This window comes from Thermococcus celer Vu 13 = JCM 8558 (assembly GCF_002214365.1).
Classification (GTDB): domain Archaea; phylum Methanobacteriota_B; class Thermococci; order Thermococcales; family Thermococcaceae; genus Thermococcus; species Thermococcus celer.
This window is the reverse complement of record NZ_CP014854.1, coordinates 1,180,131-1,195,834: the sequence shown is the minus strand read 5'-3', so window position 1 is coordinate 1,195,834 and position 15,704 is coordinate 1,180,131. Positions and strand designations below refer to the sequence as shown.

19 protein-coding genes are annotated in these 15,704 nt (G+C 57.4%); 9 read left to right on the top strand and 10 right to left on the bottom strand.

What is annotated here, in order from left to right; genetic code table 11:
• The first annotated feature begins 1 nt into the window (after position 1).
• Positions 2 to 1,075, top strand: a complete 1,074-nt coding sequence (locus tag A3L02_RS06640) for a mechanosensitive ion channel family protein (protein ID WP_394335153.1) — start codon at positions 2 to 4, stop codon at positions 1,073 to 1,075.
• Here the strand turns inward: A3L02_RS06640 and A3L02_RS06635 are convergent.
• The 5 genes from A3L02_RS06635 to dph2 all read right to left on the bottom strand — a co-directional run bounded on the left by A3L02_RS06635 (position 1,072) and on the right by dph2 (position 6,645).
• Positions 1,072 to 2,400, bottom strand: a complete 1,329-nt coding sequence (locus tag A3L02_RS06635) for an RsmB/NOP family class I SAM-dependent RNA methyltransferase (RefSeq protein ID WP_088863188.1) — start codon at positions 2,398 to 2,400, stop codon at positions 1,072 to 1,074. The genes A3L02_RS06640 and A3L02_RS06635 overlap by 4 nt on opposite strands.
• Before the next feature lie 16 nt (positions 2,401 to 2,416).
• Positions 2,417 to 3,931: a hypothetical protein gene (locus A3L02_RS06630; protein ID WP_157895744.1), complete on the bottom strand. Its 1,515-nt coding sequence runs from the start codon at positions 3,929 to 3,931 to the stop codon at positions 2,417 to 2,419.
• Positions 3,932 to 4,033: 102 nt separating this feature from the next.
• Positions 4,034 to 4,942 (bottom strand): hypothetical protein, encoded by a 909-nt coding sequence (locus A3L02_RS06625; protein ID WP_088863186.1) that lies wholly within the window; start codon positions 4,940 to 4,942, stop codon positions 4,034 to 4,036.
• 60 nt (positions 4,943 to 5,002) lie between these two features.
• Positions 5,003 to 5,614, bottom strand: a complete 612-nt coding sequence (locus A3L02_RS06620; protein ID WP_088863185.1) for an METTL5 family protein — start codon at positions 5,612 to 5,614, stop codon at positions 5,003 to 5,005.
• Positions 5,611 to 6,645: a diphthamide biosynthesis enzyme Dph2 gene (gene dph2, locus A3L02_RS06615; RefSeq protein ID WP_088863184.1), complete on the bottom strand. Its 1,035-nt coding sequence runs from the start codon at positions 6,643 to 6,645 to the stop codon at positions 5,611 to 5,613. Before dph2 ends, A3L02_RS06620 begins: the two co-directional genes overlap by 4 nt.
• A gap of 168 nt (positions 6,646 to 6,813) precedes the next feature.
• On the opposite strand from dph2, the gene A3L02_RS06610 reads away from it, so the two are divergent.
• From A3L02_RS06610 to A3L02_RS06590, 5 genes are all read left to right on the top strand, one after another.
• Positions 6,814 to 7,401, top strand: a complete 588-nt coding sequence (locus tag A3L02_RS06610) for a YiiX/YebB-like N1pC/P60 family cysteine hydrolase (protein ID WP_088863183.1) — start codon at positions 6,814 to 6,816, stop codon at positions 7,399 to 7,401.
• Positions 7,402 to 7,520: 119 nt separating this feature from the next.
• Positions 7,521 to 7,850, top strand: coding sequence for a heavy metal-binding domain-containing protein (locus A3L02_RS06605; protein WP_088863182.1), 330 nt, complete (start codon positions 7,521 to 7,523; stop codon positions 7,848 to 7,850).
• Positions 7,851 to 7,852: 2 nt separating this feature from the next.
• Entirely contained in the window at positions 7,853 to 8,557 is a 705-nt protein-coding gene (locus A3L02_RS06600) for a YhfC family glutamic-type intramembrane protease (RefSeq protein ID WP_088863181.1), read from the top strand.
• 6 nt (positions 8,558 to 8,563) lie between these two features.
• Positions 8,564 to 8,917, top strand: a complete 354-nt coding sequence (locus A3L02_RS06595; protein ID WP_088863180.1) for a PadR family transcriptional regulator — start codon at positions 8,564 to 8,566, stop codon at positions 8,915 to 8,917.
• Positions 8,918 to 8,919: 2 nt separating this feature from the next.
• Positions 8,920 to 9,723: a DUF1648 domain-containing protein gene (locus A3L02_RS06590; RefSeq protein WP_088863179.1), complete on the top strand. Its 804-nt coding sequence runs from the start codon at positions 8,920 to 8,922 to the stop codon at positions 9,721 to 9,723.
• Here the strand turns inward: A3L02_RS06590 and A3L02_RS06585 are convergent.
• Both A3L02_RS06585 and A3L02_RS10225 read right to left on the bottom strand, forming a co-directional pair.
• A complete protein-coding gene (locus A3L02_RS06585; protein ID WP_335755121.1) occupies positions 9,720 to 10,091 on the bottom strand; it encodes a helix-turn-helix domain-containing protein in 372 nt (123 codons plus the stop codon). The genes A3L02_RS06590 and A3L02_RS06585 overlap by 4 nt on opposite strands.
• A 4-nt stretch (positions 10,092 to 10,095) precedes the next feature.
• Complete coding sequence (locus A3L02_RS10225) at positions 10,096 to 10,272, bottom strand: hypothetical protein (protein ID WP_157895743.1); 177 nt, start codon at positions 10,270 to 10,272, stop codon at positions 10,096 to 10,098.
• Positions 10,273 to 10,357: 85 nt separating this feature from the next.
• Here A3L02_RS10225 and A3L02_RS06580 point away from each other — a divergent pair, with 85 nt between their 5' ends.
• Positions 10,358 to 11,164, top strand: coding sequence for a class I SAM-dependent methyltransferase (locus A3L02_RS06580; protein ID WP_088863177.1), 807 nt, complete (start codon positions 10,358 to 10,360; stop codon positions 11,162 to 11,164).
• Here A3L02_RS06580 and A3L02_RS06575 read toward each other — a convergent pair.
• Positions 11,152 to 11,946: a nitrilase gene (locus A3L02_RS06575; RefSeq protein ID WP_088863176.1), complete on the bottom strand. Its 795-nt coding sequence runs from the start codon at positions 11,944 to 11,946 to the stop codon at positions 11,152 to 11,154. The two genes, A3L02_RS06580 and A3L02_RS06575, sit on opposite strands and share 13 nt — an antisense overlap.
• Before the next feature lie 508 nt (positions 11,947 to 12,454).
• Between A3L02_RS06575 and A3L02_RS06570 the strand changes: the two genes are divergently transcribed.
• Together A3L02_RS06570 and A3L02_RS06565 are read left to right on the top strand one after the other, a co-directional pair.
• Complete coding sequence (locus A3L02_RS06570) at positions 12,455 to 13,102, top strand: metallophosphoesterase (RefSeq protein WP_088863175.1); 648 nt, start codon at positions 12,455 to 12,457, stop codon at positions 13,100 to 13,102.
• An 80-nt stretch (positions 13,103 to 13,182) separates the two neighbouring features.
• On the top strand, positions 13,183 to 13,518 hold the full coding sequence (locus A3L02_RS06565; RefSeq protein WP_088863174.1) for a transcriptional regulator: 336 nt from the start codon (positions 13,183 to 13,185) through the stop codon (positions 13,516 to 13,518).
• Here the strand turns inward: A3L02_RS06565 and A3L02_RS06560 are convergent.
• Together A3L02_RS06560 and A3L02_RS06555 are read right to left on the bottom strand one after the other, a co-directional pair.
• Positions 13,515 to 15,203, bottom strand: coding sequence for a DUF4910 domain-containing protein (locus A3L02_RS06560; protein WP_088863173.1), 1,689 nt, complete (start codon positions 15,201 to 15,203; stop codon positions 13,515 to 13,517). The genes A3L02_RS06565 and A3L02_RS06560 overlap by 4 nt on opposite strands.
• Positions 15,204 to 15,261: 58 nt before the next feature.
• Positions 15,262 to 15,696, bottom strand: coding sequence for a hypothetical protein (locus tag A3L02_RS06555; RefSeq protein ID WP_088863172.1), 435 nt, complete (start codon positions 15,694 to 15,696; stop codon positions 15,262 to 15,264).
• Between the last annotated feature and the right edge of the window lie 8 nt (positions 15,697 to 15,704).

The window sequence follows — 15,704 nt, the reverse complement described above, 5'->3', positions numbered from 1 at the left end:
AATGCTCTCAAACTCCGCAGCCATGTGGCTCGGCAAGGACCTGGCATGGGGGATAACTGTCGGTGGAGTGGTTAAAGCACTTTTAATCCTGATCATCGGCTACATACTTGCCAAATTCATCCGCCGCTACCTCATAAACCTATCAAGAACCACCAAGTACGTATGGATAGTGAACGAGGATACCGCCGGCACGCTCCACAACATGATTGTGATAATATCCCTGGTCTACGCCCTCGACGCTGTGGGTATACTCTCATATGAAGTTGCGGGAACGAGCATAAGCAGCATGATAAGTGCCTTCCTTGTATTCTATTTCTCCTATCTGCTCGCCAAGCGCTCGAAGGACTACATGATTATGCGTGCTCCCCAAAAAAAGCTCCCGGAAGTTCAGCTTAAAGCCAAGCTCTTCTACTACACTGTCGTCACGCTCGCGTTCTTCATAGCCCTTAACATCGCCGGCTTCAGCGGAAGACTTACGACATTACTGGCCGCGGCAGGGATAACCGGTATTATCCTTGGATTTTCGGCACAGACAGTTGTTTCCAACTTCATATCCGGAATTTTTATGTACTTTGACAGGCCCCTGAAGATAGGGGATCCTGTTGAAGTTGCCGGTTATTCCGGAGTGGTTCACGATATAAGGATCCTTTCAACGCGCATAAGAACATGGGATGGAACCCTCGTGAGGATTCCAAACGAGAAGCTCTTCAACAGCGAGATAGTAAATCTCACGAAATACCCCGTCAGGAGGGTTGATGTCCCCGTGGGGATAGCGTACGGGGAAGACATCCAGAAAGCCATAGATGTTATAAAGGGCGTTCTCGACGATATGCCCTACGTGCTCGCCGAGCCCGAGCCCGTGGTGTTTGTGGAGGGCCTTGGGGATAACAGTGTGAACATAGCAGTTAGGGCATGGGCGCCCAGCGAGAAATGGTTCGACGTGAGGTGGCGGATAGTCCAGAGGATCAAGGAAGCCCTTGATAGGGAAGGAATCGAGATACCGTTCCCGCAGAGGGTGAACTGGTTCGCGGAGGAGCTGAAGGTGAGGGTGGAGAAAGGCGGAGGGGAGAATTAGACCTCTCCCTTTTCGATCAGGACGTAGAAGAAGCCTATGGTCCCGTGCCTGTGGGGCCACGCCCTCATGGTTCCCGGCAGAAAACCCTCGTCGTAGGACCCTTCAATGGGAACGAGCCTTGCATCCCCGTGCCTCCTCAGGAACCACTCCACAACTCCCTCGTTCTCCTCCCTGAACATCGAGCAGGTGGAGTAGAGCAACCGGCCACCGGGTTTGAGCAGTTTCCAGGCGCTCTCGAGGAGTTCCCTCTGGAGGGATACAACCTTCGGGATGTTCTTCTCCCGGAGGCGCCACCTCAGCTCGGGGTTCTTGGCCATCGTTCCATCGCTCGTGCAGGGGGCATCGAGGAGAACCCTATCCACCCTCCCTTTCCCCAGAACTTCCGGGGCCCTTCTCCCGTCGGCCCTTATCGTCTCGGCTATCTTCACCCCCGTTCTCCTAAGAACCTCGTTCATACGCTTTATCCTGGCCTTATCCACGTCTATGGCGTAGATCTTTCCCTCGTTGTTCATCAGCTCGGCCATGTGGGCCGTTTTTCCGCCGGGGGCGGCGGCGAGGTCGACGACCGTTTCTCCCGGTTTCGGTGCCAGCACCAGCGAGGCCACGGCCGCCGCCTCCTCCTGGGCGATGGCGAAACCCTTGTTGAGGAGCCACTCCGGGTTGAAGGGGTCGAGGATCCTGATGAGCGTGTTGACGCGCCCGCTCCTCTCAAAACGGACGTTCTTTCTCCTCAGGTAGTCCTCAACTTCCTCAACGGTTGTTTTGAGGAGGTTGACCCTCAGGCCCATCGGCGGGGTCTCGTTGAGGGCCCTCAGGAGGTCCTCGGTCTCTTCCCCGACAAGTTCCCTGATTTTCCCTACGAACCACTCAGGGAACAGGTAGTCCCACTTCAGCCTCTTCTCCTCCGTGTCTATTACCGGAACGTACTCGAGGATCCGCGGCAGGAGGTCGTAGTAGTAATAGCCGACGTAGGGGTGGGTTTGTTTGGAGAGGAACTGCGCGAGACCCCTCAGATGCTGGATCGTTTTCTGGCCCGGATCCCTGAAGAGGGCCACCTCAACCGCGACCCTCAGGGAGGCCCTCAGCCAGGGGTCGAGTATTGGGGGAGAGACGCCGACGAGTTCTTCGATGACCTCGTCGATGAGGCCCAGGCGCCGCTGGATGGAGTAGAATATCCCGGTGAGCTTGGAGTTCTCCCAGCCCTCGATCCTGTACTTCGAGAAGGCCTTCCTCTTGGCCTGCTGGCTCGGCTTAACCTCCTCCCCGAGTTTCACCGCCTCGACGAGCGCGTAAAGTTGCCTGTCGCTGAGCTTGAGTTTCCCCAAGTCCGTCCCTCCGGGTTCAGGTGGTTTTTAGCTTTTTTATGATCCTCGAAGCTATCCTCCGCACCCCTTCGTCATCCGAGCCAAGCAGGTCCTTGAGGAGGGGTAGAAACGTTCCTTCAATATCCGGGCCGGTGTTCTCATCCGTTACGGTATCCAGCGCCATGAGGGCGAAGAACTGGATCTCGGGTTCTGTAAGGGCTTCCCTTATAAACTCCAGGAACCTGATGAGTACCTTCTCATCCCGGCCGTTCATGAAGTAATAGCCGAAGAACTCAAGCGCGGGGAGGGGACGTTCCTCGAGCTCTGAGAGCATCCTCTCGGTGATGTCCCTCCTTCCACCCCGAGAGGCGAGCGCCGCCAGGATCTTTCCTCCCCTGTTCCTCTCCCAGGGGTCCGCCGAGAAGGTGACGTCAAAGAGGTCCGGAATGAGGGGGTGAATCAATCTGAGCTCCTCTCTCCCCATTTCGTCCACGATCCTCGACAGCGCCCATAGGGCGTTTAGTCTCTTCACAACGTTTCCGAAACGGAGGAGGTAGCCGACTTCAACGACGGAGTCCGGTCTTGAGACGAGGGCCTTGAGAAGCGCCCGGGGGGTTCCTTTTTCTATTATCCCTTCGATGGTGAGGGGTGCCTCTTCGGATTGACCGTTTTCCCTGCCGGTAGCAGGGTTATCCTTCGTTACGGTTACTCCGGTTGTTTTGTCCCCGGGGGAGTTCACCGAATCTTCCCGAAGCGGGAGGGGATGGCTGGAGAGGGTTCCCTCCACCATGCGGGCGACTTCCCTCGCCTTCAATTTCAGGAAGAAATCATCACTCTTGCGTATGAGTTCTTTGATTTCCGAGAGAACGCCCGGGAGTATCGAGACCGTATCCGCGGGGATTCCCCGTTGGAGTGCCTCCGAAAGCGTGTCGAGGGCAAAATCGACGACGATATCATCGTCACTCCGGAGGAGCTCGAGTATCCCGCCGAGGAAAACCTCGAAGTCTCTTGCATCCCCTTCGGGAATGAAAACGTTGAGCATGAGCCTTAGCCCCATGCCCCTGAGACGGGGGTCTTCCTGAGATAGTAACCAGTCGATCCTTGAGCGAATCCCCGGGGAGGGGTCGTCAACGGTGAGTTTCGTGACCAGCTCCCACACCTCAAGGGGAGTTATCTCCTTTAACTCTTTCACCACTACAACCAAGGAGTCCAGGAGACTTAGAAACTCCCCCTCACTCAGGGGAAATCCCTCCGTCAGGGCGGAGAGGGCCTTCAGTGCCTTCGCGACGATGCGGGGATCATCGGACTTCAGGAGGGAGAGCAGGTAATTAAAGCCGTTTTTGAGCACAAAAAGTTTTATCCCTTCATCTCCCCTTTTCAGAACCTCGTAAAGGGCGAGCAGTCCTCTTATCCTCGTGTTGGCGTCCTCTTCCTTGGTCAGATCTATCATCATTCGTAGAACTCTTCCATCGCCTAACCCGAGCATAACAGCATCCTTTATCCTCCATGAGAGCACGAGTTCCCGCAGTTCCTCTCTGGATGAAACGGACATCTCGAGCGACCAACATATAGTATAGGTCGCTGGACATATATACCTTTTGCCCCCCTCCGATGTTAAGAGAGGTGAGGGATCGTCGCCTTGTTCAGCCCATCATCAAGCTATCCTTTTACCCGCCCGTGACTCGTTTAGGAGGGACTTTCCCCCCAGTATCAGCGTTAGGTTAAGGGCCTCTTCAACGCGACCCTCAACGAGCAGCTTCCTTATTGCCTCCAGCGCCTCTTCCCTCCTGGAACGATAATACGAGAGCAGTATTTTCTCGACTTTGTCCCTCAACTTGGAGGCCCTGGAGCGAAGGAGGGAGCTCCTTGCATCGTTCTCTATGTCCTCGAGAACGTTGATGATGCCCGGAAGATGGCGCACCACGCGGGGGGTGGGGTGGAACTCGATGGTCTCCTCCAGAAAGTTCAGGCCGGTTTCCATGAGCAGGGCGTTGTCGCTCGTGAGGAGTCCCACGGCACACTCCATCGCCGTCTTCTCGTTCCCATCAAGGCCCCCGGAGCTCAGGAGAAGGCGCATGCCGAGACCCCTGACGTACAGGTTGTTTGAACTCAGGAGATCGTCTATTATCTCCCTTACCCTCTCCGAGGGGGATGGCACCTGAAGCCCGCGGAACAGCTCAAGGAGAGACAGGTACACGAAGGTATCCCCCCTCTCCGCGAGGGGAATCGAGGCGTTTATCAAAGCCAGAAGCCTTTGATCGTTTATCACCATGCCCTCGAGGAGCTTGGAAAGAACTTCCAACGCTCTGGAGACTATCCTACCGTCGCTGTCGCGGAGGAGGTCCAGTAACCGATCCAAGCCCATTTTGAGAACCTCGGATTTTACCTTGCCGTCCGTATTTTTGATAAGCTCCCCGATGGCGGTTAGAGCTCTCAGCCTTATGGTGGCGTCCCCTTCTCCGAGAAGTTTGATGAGTGATTTGATCACGTCCTCGTCCTCGCTCGCGATGTTGATTATATCCATCGCCCGCCAGGACATCACGATTTCCTTAATTTGATCCATCGGCCCACCCCCCATTCTACTAACAAAATCTTGGGCTTCATCCAATATATTGTTTTCGCTTCACATTCTTTGGAACCGGTACACATCTATGGTGATTCGCTCCAGCCTCTTCCTGTGGAAGGAGAACTGGGCCGGGATCTCGAAGGGCATCGTCACCCGGTGGGTTATCGAGAAGTTGAAGTCCTTAACAAAGTTCTCGATGAAGCGCCTGACCTCCGGCTTGGCGAGGTGGATGGAGTAGACAACGTCGCTTATCTCGAAGGCTTTTATGAGAAAGGGCCTGTCGGCGTGGGGGTTCTGGGCCCCGAAGGGCGGGTTCATGACGACGACCTCCGCTCTCCCTGAAAATTCCGAGACGTCGGAATTAACAACCTCGACGCACTCCCCCACTCCAGCTGCCTCAACGTTTCGACGGAGAACCTCAATGGCCGCCCCATCCACTTCAACGGCGTAAACCCTCCCAGCACCGAGCAGGCACGCACCTATCGTCAGGACACCCGTTCCCGCCCCAAGGTCCGCTATAACCTTACCTTCGATGTCGCCCAACGAATGTGCCATCCAGAGGAGCTCCGCCGCAACGTCCCCGGGCGTTCTGTACTGCTCAAGCTCCGGTTTGGGGTCTCTGAAACCCTCGAGACGGGAGAGGGCCATGGCAAGATGCTTCTTCCTCAACCTCTCACCCCGTGAAGGGCTATCCCTATTGGCTCCCTGCCCCCGCGCTTTCCACCGAGTATCTCGTCGAAGGCGTAGTCCTCGCGCAGGCCGAGGAGTATCTCAACCTCGGTCGGCGTCAGTACTGGCTTCCTCCAGTTCTCGTAGTCGTCCATAGGAACCCTCGGGCAGGCGACGACGACGTAGGCGTCGAAGTCGAAGCCCTCTAAAGCAGGGTAGTTGATGTGGTTCATCGCCATCAGCCTGGCGTACCTCCCGTTCTCCCGGAGGAGCCTCACCACCCTCCTCGCCTCCGCGAGGCGTAGCTGGCCCTTCTTGGTGCTCGTTATCACCCCGAACTTTTGTGCGTCCATCGCCCTCGCTATCTGCGCCCAGCGTTTCCTTATCAGGCGCTCCGCTTCCCTCTCCATCCAGGTCGCGTCGCCCGAGTAGGGGTTCACCGCGAGCGTTGGCTTTCCCGTGGCGAGGGCGACGCCGAGGGGGTGGAAGTAGCCGGCGCCGATGAAGAGGATCCCCTCCGCATCAACCCTGGCGGCCGAGAAGTTGCATCCGAGGACCTGCCCCGGCCAGCTCACGCGGGAATCGCCCTCCCCGACGAGGACTTCAAAGCCCCGCTTCTCCAGAAACTCCCTCGCCTCCTCAAGTTTATGGATGTGCTGGGCCGTCGTTGCGAGGGCTATCTTCTTTCCGAGCCTTCGAATCTCCTCCATGTTCTTCTCGAGGGCAGGGATTACCTCGACGTTAGCGAAGGCCGGGACGAATATCGTCGGAACCTCGAGGTGGAGCTGCATGTAGGAGTGGCCGAGGTGTATCAGCGCGTCGCAGCCGAGGAGCCTCGCCTCCCTGTCCGCCGGGTCGCAGGCGCCGTAGTTCACGTCGCCGCTTATTATCGTCTCGATTCCGTTCTCCTCAAGGAAATCGGCCAGGGACTGGGCTTCCCTCTTCAGCCCCTCGGGAGTCTGGATGAGCACACGTCTGGCTTTGAGCTCTCGAAGTTTCCCCAGTATCTCGCCGCCCGGAACCTCGTGCATCAAACCACCGGGGAGGGTTGGGGGGAACCCTTTAAAGCACCATCGATTCACATAAGTGTACATGGTTTTGACGAACATTAGAATACATCGTGCTGTATAGATGTATAACCGAAACCTTTATTAGACATTGATGTGCTGAATTTTTTGCAATTCATGTGGGGTGATACAATGAGAAAGGTTGCTCCAATCGTTGCCCTGCTGGTGCTTGTGGCAATGACGACCCTGAACCCCGTTGCCGCATCGAGCAGTTCCGGCGGTTCGAACTACTACCACCCGTATCCAATTGGAATAATACCTGGAGACATCGTCATAGGCCACAACCCGACGAGCAGCATCGTAATCCCCGGCTACTGGACCCACACGGGAATAATAGCGTACTACGACACCTATTACAACGATTGGGTCGTCATAGAGGCCTGGGACTCAGGAATAAGGATGGTTCTGCTCTCCGACTTCCTCAAGAGGTACGACACCGTCGCGGTCCTCAGGGTCAACACGAACGACGTCGTCAGGCAGAACGCGGTTTACTTCGCCTACCAGCAGCTGGGCAAGCCCTACGACTGGGGCTGGTGGACGAAGGAGGTTTACGGCGATAGCTATTACTGCTCGGAGCTCGTGTGGGCAGCCTACAAGGCCGCTGGCGGGCCGGACATAGACGCCAACCCCGGCTGGAGCTGGAAGTACCTCGACGGCGTCGCGCCGCAGGAGATCTACGACGACGGAGACACCTACGTGATATACTACGACTCGGCCTGAGGTTCTGCTTGATTTTCTCTTTTCCTATCCTTCTTCCATCCCTTCTTTCAGAGCGAGAAAACCTTAAATACTCCGGATGCCAACAATACATCGAAGTTCGATGCATCGGGGTGGTAGGTATGGGGTTGCTGGTAACGACCACGGAGAAGGTTCCCGGCTACAGGGTGGTCGAGGTCAAGGGCCTCGCCAGGGGCGGCATCGTCAGGGCGACCCACGTTGGGAGGGACATAATGGCCTTCCTCAAGAACCTGAAGGGCGGGGAAGTCAAGGAGTACACGGAGATGCTGGCGGAGGCGAGGGAAGAGGCTCTCAAAAGGATGGTGCTCAACGCTCAGGAGATGGGGGCGAACGCCGTTATCGGAGTCCGCTTCATGACCTCGTCGGTCGCCTCGGGCATGGCCGAGATATACGCCTACGGAACGGCGGTGGTCGTTGAGAAGGAGGAGTGAGCATGTACCTCCTTCCCTTTCCCATTCTCGGCGGTCTCCTGGCCTGGGGAACGCTCTACTTCGTGGGCTTCAAAAGACAGAGATGGGGCGAGATAATCCTCGGCGTGGCCGCGTTCTTCATCGCGATAATCGTCCAGAATCCAGTTCAACAGCTGCCCCTTCTCGGAATGGGGATAAGGTCCAACGCCGACGTCGTGGCGAGGGGGACGGCCTTCATCGTGGGCGCTTCGGTGTGGCTCGGTCTCGTCGCCGGGATAGTCCAGGAGGGAACGAAGTACCTTCTCGTGAAGGGGAAGGACCTTAAGACGGGCCTCTTCATGGGGCTGGGCTTCGGTGTAACGGAAGCCTTCGTTATAGCCGGAACGGCCCTCGCCGGCTCTCTGGCCGCGGGAAGGTCCCTCGACGTGCCCCTGAGCGCGGCCCTTATCTCCATGGTCGAAAGGTACTTCGTAACGCTCTTCCACGCCGGAACAGGAGTATACCTCGCTTACGCCTGCCGTGAGGGTCGTGGAAGGGCCGGACTCACGGCCATGATAGGTGTTCACGCGCTCATAGATTCGCTCGCGGCCTACTATCAACTCACGAAAAGCTCGCCGGTTATGTACACGGTGGAGGTCGTGGCGGCCCTCGCGGCGCTGGGGCTGCTGTACTACACCGTTCCAAAGGCAAAGGTGGAACTTCCGAAGGAAGGGAAGGTCATGTGGTGAGCGCGCGTGCTGGGTGATAGGAAGGAGAAGGCCCTCAGGAAGCTCAGAAAGGATCTCCGCTCCGGGCTCTACTCCTACCTCGTACTCCTGCTCCTTGAGAGGGAGGGGGAGCTCCACGGCTACGCGATACGAAAGAGGCTGGACGAGCTCAGCGGCGGAAGACTCGTCCCGAGCGAGGGGGCGCTCTACGACATCCTCAAGGGCCTGAGGAAGCTGGGCCTCGTCCGCGACGAGTGGGCCGAGGTTGGGGGGAGGCCGAGGAAGTACTACTCGCTCACCGAACTCGGAAGGGAGGTCCTGGGGGAACTCGGGGGGGAGGTACGCACGATAGAACTCGTGCTCGATAGGCTGGGGGTGTGAAAATGGATCTGAAGGAATACGAGATCCTGGTTTCACTTTTCCTCCTGTTCTCTTCGTTCCTCGTTCTGGCCTTCAGGGAAAGGAGGAACCCGCTGATAGGCTTTCGCGTGGGCTACACCTACCACTCGGAAAGGGTATGGAAGAAGGTGAACACCTTTTCGGGGATAGCCAATGCCCTGGTTTCGTTGTTCCTGCTCGGACTCGCGTTCCTCGGGGTTTCCCTCAACGTCTTCGTTCTGGTCATGACCTCGCTTCTGCTGCTGGTGGTGTTCATAGGGCTCACCATGGCAAAGGGGGAGTACGAGCTCGAGGACATCTCGACGGAAGCCCCGGAAAAACCAACCGGGGAAAAGCTTGAGGGGAGCGTAAAGCCCTACCTCATCACCCAGCTCGCCTTCCTCGGCCTTTACTTCCTGCTGGTCGTCATCCTCTGGGGGGAAATCCCCGGGAGGGTTGCCACCCACTTCTCCACGAGCGGGCCGGACAGCTACGGGGGTAAACTCTGGGGTATCGTGGAAGTCCCCATTCTGGTCTGGCTCATTCCGTTCGTCCTCACGTTCCCGGCGAAGGACCCCGGCTTCTTCGCGAGGGCGAAATTCTACCCCACGAGTCCAGGGAGCTGGTGCCTCTTCACGACCCTTGTGAGCTTTGGATTGACGGTGGTCTTTATCTCATCGCTCGTCTACAACGCGGGAATGGCCCCCGCAACTATCATGAACTACGCGACGTACGCGATCATCGGAATAGTCATTCTCGGCCTCTACCTCCTCCTCAAGGATGTGGGTGCCCGGCCTTCTCAACCCTAACCCTCGAGGGCCTCCACCAGCTCCCTCTCCTCAGGTTTTTCTATTATTCCAATCTCAGCGGCGTGCTCGATGATGTAGTCCGGAAAATCCCCTCCAAAGAAGGCCCGCACTCCCCTCCCCGGGAGGTAGAAGGCGTAGACCCTTACTCCCCTCTCCCCGCATCTCCCCTTGGCCACCATGAAGCCCTTCTCGGCGTTGACCCTCACCACATCGAAGCCGAAGACCTCGGCGATGTTGAAGAAGGTCTCGAAGAGCTTTGCCCTGGCGTCCCGCAGAGCTTTGTTGACCGCCTGCCTCGAGATCCCCAGGGCTTCGGCTATCTCGACCTCGCGCATTCCCTTAGCCCGCATCAGCCAGACCCTCTCCATCCCCTCAGGCAGCCTGAGCATTGGATATGGCCCCCAGCAGAGCTCTGATGCTTTCCCCGTATCCCCATTCGACGCTGATCATTGGGGGTATCAGGATCAGGAGAAAGGCCATCACCACCATGGCGAAGGGAATCCCCGAGAAGTTCCCGGGTCTCGCGTGCTCGGTCCCCATACCCCTCACCTTGTCAACTTATGTAAGTTGACAAAATATTTAAACCTTTCGATGGCTTTAAATAATTTCGTGCATTCCTCACCGTGGTGGTTCCATGTCCCTCGAGGAACTCTACGAACACATCGACTGGCGGATGAACCCTGAGGACGAGAGGGCGAGGGAGAGGTTCGAGAGGATAGCTGAATTCTTCGGGAGCATCTCGGACGTGCTGCCGTCTGGGGGCAGGGTTCTGGATCTATGTGCCGGAACCGGGATAGCCGGGGCCGCCCTCGCTAAGGTAACGGAAGCGAGGTCCCTAACGCTCCTCGACGCCAGAAGGATCGACCGGGACTCGGCGGAGAAGTGGCTCGAGCTGGCGCGGCTAAAGCCCGAACTGAGACTGGTTCAGGGCGACGCAAGGGAAGTTGGGGAGCTCGTTGACGAGCACGACGTTGTCGTCCTCTGGGGGCTCACGATGCCCCACTTCGACCCCTTCGACGCGGTGAGGCTGTTCGCCGGGGTTGCCCGCGTTCTGGGCGAGAACGGCGTTTTTCTGATAGAGGACATGGACAGGGTTTACTGGGTAATGTACCGCGCCGGCTATAAGCGATTCCTCGTGGAGGGAAGGAAAGGAGACCGCACCATCGCCTCCATGCACGAGGGCTACGACTTCGTCGGGGGAACGTTCAGGCGGGGCTACTACGTCCTCCCGGGCTTCAGGAAGGTGGGGACGGTTGACTTCCACTACTGGGACATCTCGACACAACTCGCACTCGGCCGGATTTTCTTCGGGGAGTACGGGCTCGTAAAGAGGGAAGACCACGGCATCGCCGGCGTTGGGGACGTTCTCATCTTCAAAAAGCCAAAGGGGGACGTTGCGCGTCTCGTGGCGGAGGACTTCGGCGCCCCTCACAGCGAGTAGAACTCCGGCCGTCTGTCCCTCAGGATATCGTTGAGGTCGTTGATGTGCTTGTCCCTCGCGAGGCCGAGGTCAACGTCGACGACCGCGACCTCCTCACCATCCTCGCTCCCCATGGCGAGAACCTCGGCCTTTGGCGAGGCTATCGTGCTCTTCCCTATGAAGCGCAGTCCCCTCTCCTCTCCAATTCTGTTGGCCGTTACCGTGTAAACGCGGTTCTCCAGGGCCCTTATCGGCATCGCCATCGGGGCGTAGGGCATCACGAGGTTGCTGGGGTGGGCGATGATGTCTGCCCCCTTGAGGGCGAGCGTTCTTGCTGATTCAGGGAAGAACCAGTCGAAGCATATCATCACGCCGACCTTCGCGATCCCGATGTTGAAGACCCGGAAGCCGAGGTTGCCGGGCTCGAAGAAGAGCTTCTCGCGGTTGAAGAGGTGGACCTTCCGGTATTTCCCGATGTAACCGCTACCGATGGGCCCTGTTACCACGGCGGAGTTGTAGAGCCTCCCCCCTTCGTCCTTCTCGGCGGTTCCGGCGACGATGAAAACATCGAGCTCGTTGGAGAGCTCCATCAGGAACCGCGTCGTTGAACCGTCCGGTATCTCACCGGCGACTTCCTCGATCTCAGCCTTGCTCCTGAAGTTGTAACCGGTGTCGAAGAGCTCCGGCAGAACCACGAGCTCGGCCCCTTTGTCCGCGGCCTCACGGATCAGCTCCTCCGCTCTGGAGTAGTTCAGCTCGGGCTCGAGGAGAACCGGCTCCATCTGGACGTAAGCTATCTTCATACCATCACCGTTTCAGGTTCGTCTCGGGGATAGATAAGGATAGCGGAAGGGGGTAGCCCGATTAAAGCATGGTTAATTGGCCCAACAGTAAACCAACGCTTATTTTCGTAATATTGCGATGTATATAACAACGCATTTTAGTTTGTAGCCGTTTAAAATCCAACGATAGCCGTAAAAACGGTTTTAAATCTCGGAAAATTTTGAAGGTTAGACTCCACTTTGAGGGCCCTTTGGGGGGTGACTGGAACGGGGAGACAGCTTTTCGGCGGTTCAAAGGCGATTAACCTTTCTCCATGGAAAAGCTTAAAAAGGAACCGCTGGACTATGGCTGGAGTGAAAGTCAGGGGTGATGATCATGAAGCGCAGGCCGAGGAAGTGGAAGAAGAAGGGAAGGATGAGGTGGAAGTGGATCAAGAAGAGGATCAGGCGCCTGAAGAAGCAGCGCAGGAAGGAGCGCGGACTCATTTGATGCTCCCTTCTTACCCCTATCCTTTTGTCCGGTGGTTCCATGGACTCTTTTGAAGCCTTCGAGGCGCTTTCCCTTGAGATCGAGACCTCCCGCGGGAGGACACTCTTGATGGCCGATCCCCACATCGGCTTTGAGCTCTCCCGGGGACTGAGGATAAGGACTCACTTCGAGGAGGAGCTCGCGGGATTTATAGTGGATAAGGATCCCGACCTGCTGGTCCTTCTGGGGGACGTCAAAGAACCGATAGGGCTGAGCTTCACCGTTAAGCGGCTCCTCATGGGCTTCTTCTCGGACATCCGGGATACACCAACGGTGATCACCAAGGGCAACCACGACGGCAGGATAGAGGAGGTCACCGGGAGGTTCCCCCACGTTGAGGTAGTTGAGCACGCCCTGATCGACGGGAGGCTCTTCCTCCACGGGCACAGAAACCTTCCGGGCCTGGAGTTCTCCGAGGCCTACCTTGGGCACATACATCCGGCATACACTTTCAGGCGAGGGGGGGTTTCCAGAAAGGCGAAGATCTTCTTCCGGGTTGGGAAGTTTCTCATCCTTCCAACGGTCAATCCGTTCATCGAGGGGTTCGATGTGAGGCAGGGGATAAGGATGATCCCCTTCCTGAGGGATTCAGGGGAGGGTGAGGCTTTTCTGCCTGAGGGCGTTTATCTGGGGCGCGTTCCGCTTTGATCGGTCGGCTGCGGGGAAAGTTTATTAAGGTATGAAGGCTATACTTCATAGGTGAGATAAAAGTACATCAGGTGAGAGGGATGGGTGACGTCCACGAGAGACTTGAGGCGCTGCTGCGTTCACTCGGCGTTAAGAAAACCGAACTGAGGATATACCGCCTCCTGCTCGAGAGGGGGAAACCCATGAGGATAAAGGAGATACAGGGGGAACTCGGAATAAGCGAGCGCTCGGTCCGGGAGCACGTCCTCAGCCTGTACCGGCGGGGAATACTCAAAAGGAAGCTCATAGAACAGGGCTGGCTGGGCTACGTTTACACGGCCGTCTCACCGGCGGAGGTGCTCGAGAACATAAAAGCGAGCCTCATAAAGAGGATAAACGAAATAGAAAACGAGCTCAAGAACAAGTCCAGGAACTAAAGCCTCTCCACGACCCCGGTTTTCTCGAGCAGGCTCAGGATTTTTTTGAGCTTTTCTTCCTCAACTTCCCCGAACTCCTCCCTCAGGGCTTCCATCGCTTCTTCCTCTGGTAAGAGCTCGCCGAGCATCAGGAGTTCGTGGAGATGAACCAGCGTTCTCCTATCGCGCGTGAGGGCCTTGAACTCCCTGTAAGCCTCCTCGTCGATGCTCCTCACGAGCTCGCCCGATACCCTGCCCTTTTTCACCCACCTTATCCAGGGCCTTCCCTCGAAGGGATAACCGCGCTCGATGCCGAGGAAGCGCGAGTCCCTCGCCAGACCCATCATCACGAGCCTCTCGGCCCTCTCCGAGCCCCTCTCCATAGAGAGCTCACCGAGGTACTTCATGGCGTAGCCGCGGGCGAAGCGCTCGAGTTCCTCCTGCTCCGCCTTCGCGAGGGCCAGAGCGGTGGCCAGAACGGCCCTTCCGATGACCTCGATGCTCGTCTTGCTCACCTTCTCGACCGTGTCCTCGCTGGAGTGGTAGAAACGGTCGGGCCAGGTTATCGGCATCACCGCAGGAACGCCGAAGAAGTTGAAGACGTCGTGGTCGCTCCCCATCTCGTAGGGGTAGGCCCTGAACTTCAACCTCGGAAGGGGGTTTCCAGCGAGGTCGTTCCCGGAGCCGTTGGCCAGTTCAAGGAAGTACTCAAGGAGGCCCGAGACGATGGAGAACCTTGAGAGGGGAGTTCGAACAAGCATGATTGTCGAGCCTGCCCTGTCCTCGCTCCCCGCCACCATGTCGAGGTTTATGACCGCGTAGTACCTCTCAAGTTGAGCGTATTTTTCCACGAAGGCCTGAGTCCCGTAGTACTCCGGGATCCAGAGGAAGGCGAAGCCAAAGCGGAAGGAGTCGTCGTAAACCCCCTGGAGAACCCTTGCCAGCTCAATGAGCATCGCGCTCCCACTGGCGTTGTCGTTGGCACCGGGCTTCGGGTGGCATACGTGGGCGGTGAAGAGGATGAACGGTTCTCTCCCTATCTCGGCGTAGAGGATCGGCAGGACCTGACGCTCGTTTATCTGAACCTCGACCTCGATGTTGGCAGTAACCCTCTCCCCGGAGTTCAGTTTCTCGATTATCCTCGCCGCCAGGTTTTCTGGGACCGCGACCGCAGGGATCTTCGCCCACTCGAGGTCGTCCCTGCTCAGGAACAGCCCGATGTAGGGGATGGCGTCTCCCGTTCCCCCGCGGTAGGCGATGAAACCGGTGGCGCCCGCTTCGTTGGCCCTCCTGTAGGCTTCGCCCCAGTCCCTACCGACCAGAACTATTTTTCCCGCCGCGTTCTCCCAGTCAGTCTCTTTGGTTACGTGAACCACCTCGCCCCCGGCACTCCCGGCCGGGGAGTGGGCCATCACGACAAGGGGGCTCCGAGATGTCGTCAGAGTTTCGTTCAGAACCTCGACCTTTCCATGAATTAAGTCCCAGGCTATGGGAGACTTGAGAGTCAGGAACCATCTCTTTCCGTCGTAGAACTCCTCGTAAAGGCGGGCGTTGACCCCCCACAGCCTGAGCTCCTCACCGATGAAGCGAACCGCTTCCGGGAGCTCCTTCGAGCCCTGTATCCTGTGGAACTGGCTTATCTCGGCTATGTGGTGGAGAACGTTCGAGGAATCAAAAACCTCCGCCTCCTTCAAAAAGCGTTTCATGGTTATCCCCGAAAAAGGATAGCCGGCGGGATATTTAAGGTGCTCGGATGGAAGGAAATCAGCGGCTGAATTGAAGCATCTTGGGGGGCTTCAGGTGCTTCAGCGTGTCAAGGAGGTCGGGCGGTAAGAGGAGCCTGGTCGTCTCGAGGAAGCGCGCGAACTCGACCTCCTCCGTCTCCCTTATTTCTTCCTCTCCTTCAGTGGTGGCCGGCTGCGGTCTCTGGTCTACCTTTGCCTTAACCTCCTCCTCGGCGCCTTTCTCGAGACCCTTCTGAAGTCCTCTGTTTATCTCCTCCGTCCGTTTCCTTCCGCCTTCCTCTTTCCCCCGGTTGTAGGCTTCCTTCACGAGCTCGTAGACACCCAGTTTCTCCGCCTTCGCATAGAGCTCCTCCCTGCGCCTGCGCACCCACTCGGCCCACTCGCTGTGGCCCCTATAGCCCACGAAGTAGCCGAACCTGTACGCCTCCTGAACGAGCTCCTTTACCTCTTCCATGATTTCAC

Coding starts and splice junctions, on each gene's coding strand:
- A3L02_RS06610 (WP_088863183.1), top strand. CDS start 6,814: ATGAGAAAGGTTGCTCCAATCGTTGCCCTGCTGGTGCTTGTGGCAATG.
- A3L02_RS06630 (WP_157895744.1), bottom strand. CDS start 3,931: ATGTCCGTTTCATCCAGAGAGGAACTGCGGGAACTCGTGCTCTCATGG.
- A3L02_RS06605 (WP_088863182.1), top strand. CDS start 7,521: ATGGGGTTGCTGGTAACGACCACGGAGAAGGTTCCCGGCTACAGGGTG.
- A3L02_RS06580 (WP_088863177.1), top strand. CDS start 10,358: ATGTCCCTCGAGGAACTCTACGAACACATCGACTGGCGGATGAACCCT.
- A3L02_RS06560 (WP_088863173.1), bottom strand. CDS start 15,203: ATGAAACGCTTTTTGAAGGAGGCGGAGGTTTTTGATTCCTCGAACGTT.
- A3L02_RS06625 (WP_088863186.1), bottom strand. CDS start 4,942: ATGGATCAAATTAAGGAAATCGTGATGTCCTGGCGGGCGATGGATATA.
- A3L02_RS06570 (WP_088863175.1), top strand. CDS start 12,455: ATGGACTCTTTTGAAGCCTTCGAGGCGCTTTCCCTTGAGATCGAGACC.
- A3L02_RS06590 (WP_088863179.1), top strand. CDS start 8,920: ATGGATCTGAAGGAATACGAGATCCTGGTTTCACTTTTCCTCCTGTTC.
- A3L02_RS06640 (WP_394335153.1), top strand. CDS start 2: ATGCTCTCAAACTCCGCAGCCATGTGGCTCGGCAAGGACCTGGCATGG.
- A3L02_RS06565 (WP_088863174.1), top strand. CDS start 13,183: ATGGGTGACGTCCACGAGAGACTTGAGGCGCTGCTGCGTTCACTCGGC.
- A3L02_RS06555 (WP_088863172.1), bottom strand. CDS start 15,696: ATGGAAGAGGTAAAGGAGCTCGTTCAGGAGGCGTACAGGTTCGGCTAC.
- A3L02_RS06575 (WP_088863176.1), bottom strand. CDS start 11,946: ATGAAGATAGCTTACGTCCAGATGGAGCCGGTTCTCCTCGAGCCCGAG.
- dph2 (WP_088863184.1), bottom strand. CDS start 6,645: ATGCACGAGGTTCCGGGCGGCGAGATACTGGGGAAACTTCGAGAGCTC.
- A3L02_RS06585 (WP_335755121.1), bottom strand. CDS start 10,091: ATGGAGAGGGTCTGGCTGATGCGGGCTAAGGGAATGCGCGAGGTCGAG.
- A3L02_RS06600 (WP_088863181.1), top strand. CDS start 7,853: ATGTACCTCCTTCCCTTTCCCATTCTCGGCGGTCTCCTGGCCTGGGGA.